Genomic DNA, 7847 nt, shown 5'->3' on the forward strand with positions numbered 1-7847 from the left:
AGATGCTTAGAGAGTGCCCTTTCGTTTCCGAATTATGATCTCTCTCACTCGCTCAGCGTGGTTTGACTCAGATTGAACGAACGCTGTGAGGATGGCCTCGACGATCTCGGAGCGGCTGGCTCCGAGATCGTCACACTCAGCGACCAGTTCGTCCACTTCTCGCACAATTTCCTCGTCAACAGCGACTCCGAATTTCTCTTTTGCCATAGCTACGACAAGCTAAAAATAGCGTGCACCAAGTGTACGGCGCTTTCAATTCGTTAGAGCTGATTCAGCAAACCATGAGAACTCTTCTATGACACCCTCGCGGTAGTCAAAGAATCCCTCAAAGTTAACCAACATTCTACTGGATGGCGCTGTTCTGTTGGTTAACAGTACCCATCAATATGATTTCCTTAGTTTGGAGTGAGAGCTGAAACAGCCGCTCAGTAGGTGTGCGAACTTATCACTGGTATCTCTGTCAATTTACGTCGTATAGCAGCGCAATGCTGAATACAGACACATAGCGACCCCTGAATATTATCATTTCAAGAATAGTTAGGATGGGGGAGAGTCGATACAACAGTATTGTTTTCCCATCTCTTGTACAAACCCGACTAATGACGGCGCAGGACTCCACGCAGACTGAAGACCGAAAAGACGACCACCTTCAAATCGTCCAAGAGCGGGACGTCGAAACGACAGGCACGGGCTTCGACGACGTCCACCTCGTCCACAACGCGCTTCCGGAACTCGATTACGACGCGATCGACCCCTCCATCGACTTCCTGGGTCACGACCTCTCTGCCCCAATCTTCATCGAGAGCATGACTGGCGGGCACCACAACACGACGGAGATCAATCGGGCGCTGGCCCGGGCCGCCAGCGAAACCGGTATCGCCATGGGTCTCGGTAGCCAGCGAGCAGGCCTCGAACTCGACGACGAACGCGTCCTCGAATCGTACACCGTCGTCCGCGATGCCGCACCCGATGCGTTCATCTACGGGAACCTCGGCGCTGCACAGCTCCGAGAGTACGACATCGAAATGGTCGAGCAGGCAGTCGAGATGATCGACGCCGACGCGCTCGCGGTCCACCTGAACTTCCTCCAGGAAGCCACCCAACCAGAAGGCGACGTCGATGGCCGGAACTGTGTAGCTGCGATCGAACGAGTGTCCGAGGCACTCTCGGTGCCGATTATCGTCAAGGAAACGGGCAACGGCATCTCCGGGGAGACTGCCCGAGAGCTAACTGCGGCAGGCGTTGACGCTCTCGACGTCGCTGGCAAAGGCGGAACGACGTGGTCCGGGATCGAAGCCTATCGCGCAGCAGCCGCGAACGCGCCGCGACAGAAACAAATCGGCACCCTGTTCCGAGAATGGGGCATTCCAACCGCTGCAAGCACGATCGAGTGTGTTGCCGAACACGACTGCGTCATTGCGAGTGGTGGTGTCCGAACGGGATTGGACGTGGCAAAAGCGATTGCCCTGGGTGCCCGCGCCGGCGGGTTGGCGAAACCATTCCTGAAACCAGCTACAGACGGGCCAGACGCTGTCATCGAACGCGTCGGGGACCTGATCGCCGAGCTGCGAACAGCGATGTTCGTCACCGGCTCGGGGTCGATCGACGAGCTCCAGCAGGTGGAGTACGTGTTGCACGGAAAGACGCGCGAGTACGTGGAACAACGAACCAGTAGCGAGTAGTCCCGGATTCCCCAGTCTCAGCAGGACGGATAGAACAACAGCGGGAAAGAGAGAGCCGACTCCGATATCTGTCCAACCTGTACTTACCGAACTACGCACCACAACGAGGCGGGTTCTCACCAGCGAATTCGTCGTGAAATAACCGTTCAGTAGGTGTGCGAATGTACCGGGTATACGGAAGCAAGAACACCAGAATTTGGTTGTCAGGAACGAAGGTAGTCCCCGAGGAAATTTGAGAGATTGTACACAGTGTAAAGACCGTACCCGATTACGAGGACGGCGACAACAAGGAGAAGTGCCCAGCTCAGGTCCATGTGTCACAGAAGAATTTCTTGTAGAATAAGATTTGTCCCCTGTGACACAACGAATTTTCACTAACCGATATACTGTTCCTCTACATCTAACGATTAGCTGCATCACCCCTGCTCGCGATTGAGGAATCCAGCAGAGCCACAGAACTCTCTATACTGGTCGGTTGGACGAACTCTTGAGCGTCTCCGGGCTATTCTTCTGTAGTGGTCGCGACTCGCGAGTCTCGGCGCAGCGTCTTTCGACGAATCGCACACCAACATATCGAGTGGCCCGCATATGACTCGACACCGCTGTACGATCGCTCCTCACTCGGTGGGTTAGAATCGGACGTTCGAGTCGTCTCGAGTGTCTGGTTCACGCACCCAAATCATAACTCACTCGAACAGTGCGTCTGCGAACTTCCGCTGGCCTACTTCCGCTTCGAGGCCCACGACTGCTACGGAAGGTCAACACGCTACGAGATGGACACCCTCTTTCGCATGTTCTTGCTGAAAGAACTCCACGGATGGCAGCACGAAACATCTCTCGTCGAGTACCTCGATAGCCACCCCGAACTTTGTGAACGCCTCGAGTTGGAGACGGTGCCCGATCAATCGACATTGTGGCGCGGCTGGAACGAGCGCTTCACGCGCGATTTCCGTGAGACGATCCAGGAAGCGGCTCGAACAATCCTGATCAAAGCGCAGAACGCGGGTGTCGCTGTACCACGCGACCCAGAACGAAACCTCCCGGATCAAGGCGACGACGCAGACGAATCTGTCCCAAACGATCAGGCCATCCTCGACAAGGCTGAGAGGGTCACCGACCACATCAGTCGCGTCGTATACCCCGCGTTCTCGCTCGATCGTGGTGAGGGCTGTGAGATTCCTGAGAACGCCTACTGGGGCTTACAGACCTATCTGGGCCTGCGTGAGAACCTAGCGGCTAACGAGGGCGCTCGCAGTTTCATCCACGAGTCGACGCGTGATCGAACGCCACTCGGGCACGGTCATCGCGACCAGATTCGTGACCTCCCCATCAATCAGATTCGCGAGATGTACCGACAGGCACTCCGTCAGCTCATCAACGAGCTCGCGGGGACAGAGGAGTTCTTTCGAGCTGGAATCGTCGCGATCGACATCACCGAGGACGACCCCTTTACCGGCGACCGTACCGGCCACGAGGACGAGATAATCGGAACGAAGGAGAAGAATGACGAATACGCCTACCAGTGGGCGACAGTCCAGCTGGTCGGCAACGCTGTTCCACTCGTGCTTGATGCCCGCCCAGTTCGACGAGGCGAGTCACGCAAGGAGATCGTCAAGGACCTGCTCGACTCCGCTGAGGACCTCGTTCACGTCGATAACGTGCTGATGGATCGGGAGTTCGACAGCCAGCACATTCTAGAGATGATCAGCCAGCGTGGACTGTCCTACGTCGTGCCGAAACGGATGCAAACGAGTGAGAAAGCTCAGGCCAAACGACTCCTCCAACGCGATCAAGACCGGTACGAGACCGACCGCAAGCTCCATCTTGGCAAGAACGAGTGGCACGAGACGACGCTGATCTATCGCCGGAAAGAAGACTCTGAGCACGACGACCATCGACAGTACTCGGTGTTCATGTCCAACCGGGGTGGTGGTTTTCTCAGTGAGTACGGCTACCGGTGGGAGATTGAGAGTGGCTATCGGTCGATCAAGCGATTCATGGCTGCGACGACGTCGACGGATTTCGGGCTCCGATTCTTCTACTTCGCGTTTGCGTGTCTGTTGTACTCGATTTGGCGAGCAGTCGATTTACTTGTCCAAGTCGAGTTGACTGGTGAGTACGAACACGCGCCGATTGTGACGGCCGACAATACGCTCACGCTGCTGAAGAAGGAGACTGGAACCGGATAAGGAGGTACTCTGTCGGGGCCAGTGCGGATTTCTGAGTGGCAACGCTGTCAGGAATTTCGAAAATCCACCGATTTAGTTGGGAGTGCGATAGGAAGAGACGATTGAGAGGAGATTCGAAGCCGAACTAGTCACTGTTTCGTCCGAGACTGCGCATCACAGCCTCGCTAAACCCCCTGTAGTCTCAACTTCCCCAGGTCGCGGTTTTGGTATAGCGGTATATGATTTATACCGTTGGCCAAAACCGAATTTCGGGGGATAGAACCCTTCTATCATAGGAAAATGGTTATGAGACATCTGTCACCGGTGGTTCTGATTACGGGCATAATCAGGATCACTTGTTGTACTTGAGCCATCGGGAGAATTCGGGGGTCTAGAGTCTCTTAGCGTCGGAACTCCGCATTACAGTAGAATGTATATTGTATATCGCTATACAAAATCTCGGGCCTCGCTCTGCGCGAGGTCATCCGTCGCCGAGTTCCGAAAGCCGAGCCTTGATTTCCTCGGCATCCGCCTCAGAGAGCGCCTCAACACCGAACTGAACGAGTAGCGGGTAGAAGTGGCGGTTCTTCTTGAACTCGTCCTGGCCCGCCTTGCGGAGCTTTAGCTGGGACTCGAGGTAGGTATCCTCCATCTCGTCGAGGACATCGTCGGGAATGTAGATCGTCCGCCCGTTCCACTCGTCCTTGATGTTCGTCTTCGTTTTGCTCGTTTCGTTCGTTTCACTCGTTGAAGTCGATTCGGTCGTTTCGGTCGATGAACTGGTTTCCACCGTTTCACTCACCTCACTCGTTTCGCCGGAATCGACCTCATCGTCCTCCTCTTCGTAGTTGCCCTCGATACCGGATGCATCACCCCAGCCGTCAGTCATGCTTCCACCTCCTCAGGTGCGGTCTTCTCAAACGTCTCATCGAACAGGTCGGCGATCTCGTTGAACAGGTCACGTGCATCCTCGACGCGCTGGTTCTCCTTGCCGAAGCCGAAGACGGACACCCCCTCGCCAATCGACTGAGATAGGTCGGTCCGCTTCGGAATCTCGAACACTGGGAGGGAGTACGCCGATTTGATCTCCTCGATGGTGTCGCGGTGTTCGGCGTTCTGCTCGACACGGTTACAGACAATCGCGAGCCGATTAATGTCTCCGTACGCCTGTTCGAGGGAACTCAGCTGCTTGGCGAAAATCTGGAGGCTGTTGGCGTTGAGCTTCTCGGGAATGACGGGGATGACGACGTTGCCGGTCGCGACCAGGGCGTTGTCGGTGAGGACGTTCAGGGATGGCGGCGTGTCGACAATGATATAGTCGTAGTCCTTGTCGAGCTCGTCGAGAGTCATCTCCAACCGCTCGCGACTCTTCGGCGCCTCAAGCAGCGTCTGGATGTTCTTGTTGTTCGCGAGTTTCTCGCTGGCGGGAAGGATGTCGAATTCCTCGTGCTCGACGATGATGTCGTTCACCGACTCCATCTGATCGAAGTCGAGGACGTCGAACAGCGTTGTGCGGTCGGTATCGTAATACAGATCGTTGTAGCCCAGTGAGCAGGTGAGCCCTCCGTGATAGTCGATATCGACCAGGAGGACGTCGTAGCCCCGGGCAGCTAGCGCCCCGCCTGTGTGAATGACATCAGTCGTCTTCCCGGCGCCTCCCTTCTGATTCGCCACGGTGATTCGTGCGGTGTTGGTGTCGGTCATTTCCTTCGTTTCCCTCGTTGTGTTCGTTTCGTTCGTTCTTATCGTTCTGTTCGTTTGGTTCGGTGAGGGTGTTTCACTCAGTGAGAGGAATACTACGATGTTAAAACCAAGTGTTCGTTCCACTCGTTGAAGCAAACACACTCGTTGCTATCAGTCTATTCGTTCCATTCGTTACGTTCGTTTCCCTCGTTTTGGTAATCGAGGACAGGTCGGCCAGACATCCTCAACCAGTTCGTTCCTCAGAATTCGTTCATTACCCTCGTGTTGCTCGTTCTGTTCGTTTTGTTCGTTTAATTCGTTATAGTCGTTTCGCGTGTTTTCGACAGGGGTCAAGGCTACCTCCGAGACGAAAGCAGAGATCGTGCTTCATGGCCATTCGAGTAAGACTTTTAGCTGTTACCGGATTATTAGTAACCACCAGATGTACGAGGTGCTCGACGACACGGCGGCGCAGATCATCCTCGCTATCGAGAGTGGTGACTCCATCCGTCGTGTCGCCCAACACCTCCACACGCCGTACGAGACGGTGAGACAGGCCGTCAACCGTCTCGAAGACGCAGGCTACGTCCGCTATGATGACGGCCTCTTCGTCGTCGATGACCACTTGAGAGACGCAGCACGAGAGCTCGTCGCTGCCAGCGCCGGCGTCAGTCCACCATCCATCGAGGAAGCCTACGTCATCCCACAGTTCGGTGACTGGCCGTTCGCATTTACACGGATCGACGCCGTCTACGTATGGACCCAGGGCGGCTACCAAGTTGGGCGGAATCCGGATGACTATCCGCTGTTCGTCGCTGTTCGTGAGCAGGACGTCGACGCCTGGGAGACATTTTTCGAGTCGTTCGACCTCCCCACCGTATTCGAGCGGCAGCCCCAAGACGAGCTGGACGGGGCGCTGCATATCGTCCTCGAGCCACGCCCCTCACTCGACATTAAACACGTCGAGGGGTACCCGGTTATCCCGAGAGCAGAGACGATCGAGTATATGCGTGAGAACTACGCCCAGTTCCAGTCGGCGCTCGCGATGCTCGACCAGATATACGAGGACCTCGACCTCGGCGTCACGTACCGGGAGACGGAACGAGCGCAGCCATGAGCTTCAACAACCGAAGTGACGCGCTCATCGAACTACTCGAGGATCTCACCCAAGAAGGCCACGAGTACGTTCTCGTCGGTGGATACGCAGTCTCAGCGTTCAACGAACGCTTCTCTACGGACCTCGATTCGTCATAGCGCCGGACTCCAAACCCGGATTCATCGATTTCCTAGAAAGTCGGTATTTCTGAAGACCTAGAGACGCTAGCAGACGAGTGAACAACCTCGCTATGAGACGTCGTGGTGGGCAGCCATGTCAAGTTGAGCTGTCAGTTGGTGCTGTGTGTCGAGACCAGTCTGGAATCGGTTGATAATCTCGGTTTGATGCTCCGGACAGGCGAGAATCGCGACAGCACCGTCCTCAACCGGGACAAGTGGCTGGTGTGGCGTATGGGCTGCGAGGCCACAACTGGGACAGCTCACGCCGCCAGCAGGTCGGTGGTTAAGGAGGTCAGCGGATGCCTCCGTCGTGTATCCACAGATCGAGGCGAACTGCTGTAGATGGTCGTCACAGCCGATAAGCGGGGCTGTAAGTTGGTCAAGGAGCAGGAACGACAGCGTATGTCGTTCTGGAGACTGGAGTGCTAACTCGCACGCTTCACACTGCATCGGTGGAAGATCTTGGTTTCTATCTGAGTCGTGGTGCAGCGAGTCTCCGAGGTCCATCTGAGATCGTCGATTGCCACGCTGGACGGGTAAGTGATGGGGAGCACGAAGCCGTTAGATACCCATAGAGAGTTTAACCAACAGCTGGGGCAGTCCGCTCAGTTTGTTGGTTAAGTTCGATCCGCCCCCATAACTTCAAATTACTCGTGGATTGCCCATCGTGTGAACAGCAAAACTACCACAGCCTTACAGTTCTGAAAACAGAGGTTGCAGCGTATCTCCGGGTCGGTCTGGAAGAAGCCTCGTTCACACGAAATTCGTGGTTTCGTGTGTACATACCAGAAACCGCCTGCCATGATGCGCAACCACGTGAGGTAATGTGAGAAGTTGATTTTGAGGTCGTACCAAAGAATATGGCTGAATAGAATAATTAGCAGAGTGAATAATGGCCATTCAACCGTCTCTCATAATTAGCGCAGCTGCGATAATCATATCCTCATCCGTCTTTAGTTAAGCCTCACACCTCGGTTGTGTAGTGGTAGCGAGCGTCTCTTGTAAGATTGGTCGTTGCTTGTGGATCTTCTGAGCGTCT

At 55.2% G+C, this 7847-nt stretch carries 6 protein-coding genes and 1 pseudogene; 4 read left to right on the top strand and 3 right to left on the bottom strand.

Annotated features, from left to right (window positions below):
• Positions 1-6: 6 nt before the first annotated feature.
• Positions 7-207 (bottom strand): ribbon-helix-helix protein, CopG family, encoded by a 201-nt coding sequence (locus APQ99_RS12110; protein ID WP_136361043.1) that lies wholly within the window; start codon positions 205-207, stop codon positions 7-9.
• 392 nt (positions 208-599) lie between these two features.
• Here APQ99_RS12110 and fni point away from each other — a divergent pair, with 392 nt between their 5' ends.
• On the top strand, positions 600-1682 hold the full coding sequence (gene fni, locus APQ99_RS12115) for a type 2 isopentenyl-diphosphate Delta-isomerase (RefSeq protein WP_010904022.1): 1083 nt from the start codon (positions 600-602) through the stop codon (positions 1680-1682).
• Positions 1683-2197: 515 nt separating this feature from the next.
• Positions 2198-3871 (top strand): transposase, encoded by a 1674-nt coding sequence (locus APQ99_RS12120; RefSeq protein ID WP_136361204.1) that lies wholly within the window; start codon positions 2198-2200, stop codon positions 3869-3871.
• A 460-nt stretch (positions 3872-4331) separates the two neighbouring features.
• Here the strand turns inward: APQ99_RS12120 and APQ99_RS12125 are convergent, their stop codons facing one another.
• Positions 4332-4739, bottom strand: coding sequence for a hypothetical protein (locus APQ99_RS12125; protein WP_136361205.1), 408 nt, complete (start codon positions 4737-4739; stop codon positions 4332-4334).
• On the bottom strand, positions 4736-5554 hold the full coding sequence (locus APQ99_RS12130; protein ID WP_136361206.1) for a ParA family protein: 819 nt from the start codon (positions 5552-5554) through the stop codon (positions 4736-4738). Before APQ99_RS12130 ends, APQ99_RS12125 begins: the two co-directional genes overlap by 4 nt.
• Before the next feature lie 421 nt (positions 5555-5975).
• Here APQ99_RS12130 and APQ99_RS12135 point away from each other — a divergent pair, with 421 nt between their 5' ends.
• A complete protein-coding gene (locus APQ99_RS12135; RefSeq protein ID WP_136361207.1) occupies positions 5976-6650 on the top strand; it encodes a helix-turn-helix domain-containing protein in 675 nt (224 codons plus the stop codon).
• Positions 6647-6837, top strand: a pseudogene (locus APQ99_RS12140) (hypothetical protein); the annotation flags it as partial. The gene APQ99_RS12135 and the pseudogene APQ99_RS12140, both read left to right, overlap by 4 nt.
• Positions 6838-7847 lie beyond the last annotated feature (1010 nt).

Origin of the sequence: Halobacterium salinarum DSM 3754, from assembly GCF_008124605.1 — an archaeon.
Taxonomy (GTDB): domain Archaea; phylum Halobacteriota; class Halobacteria; order Halobacteriales; family Halobacteriaceae; genus Halobacterium; species Halobacterium salinarum.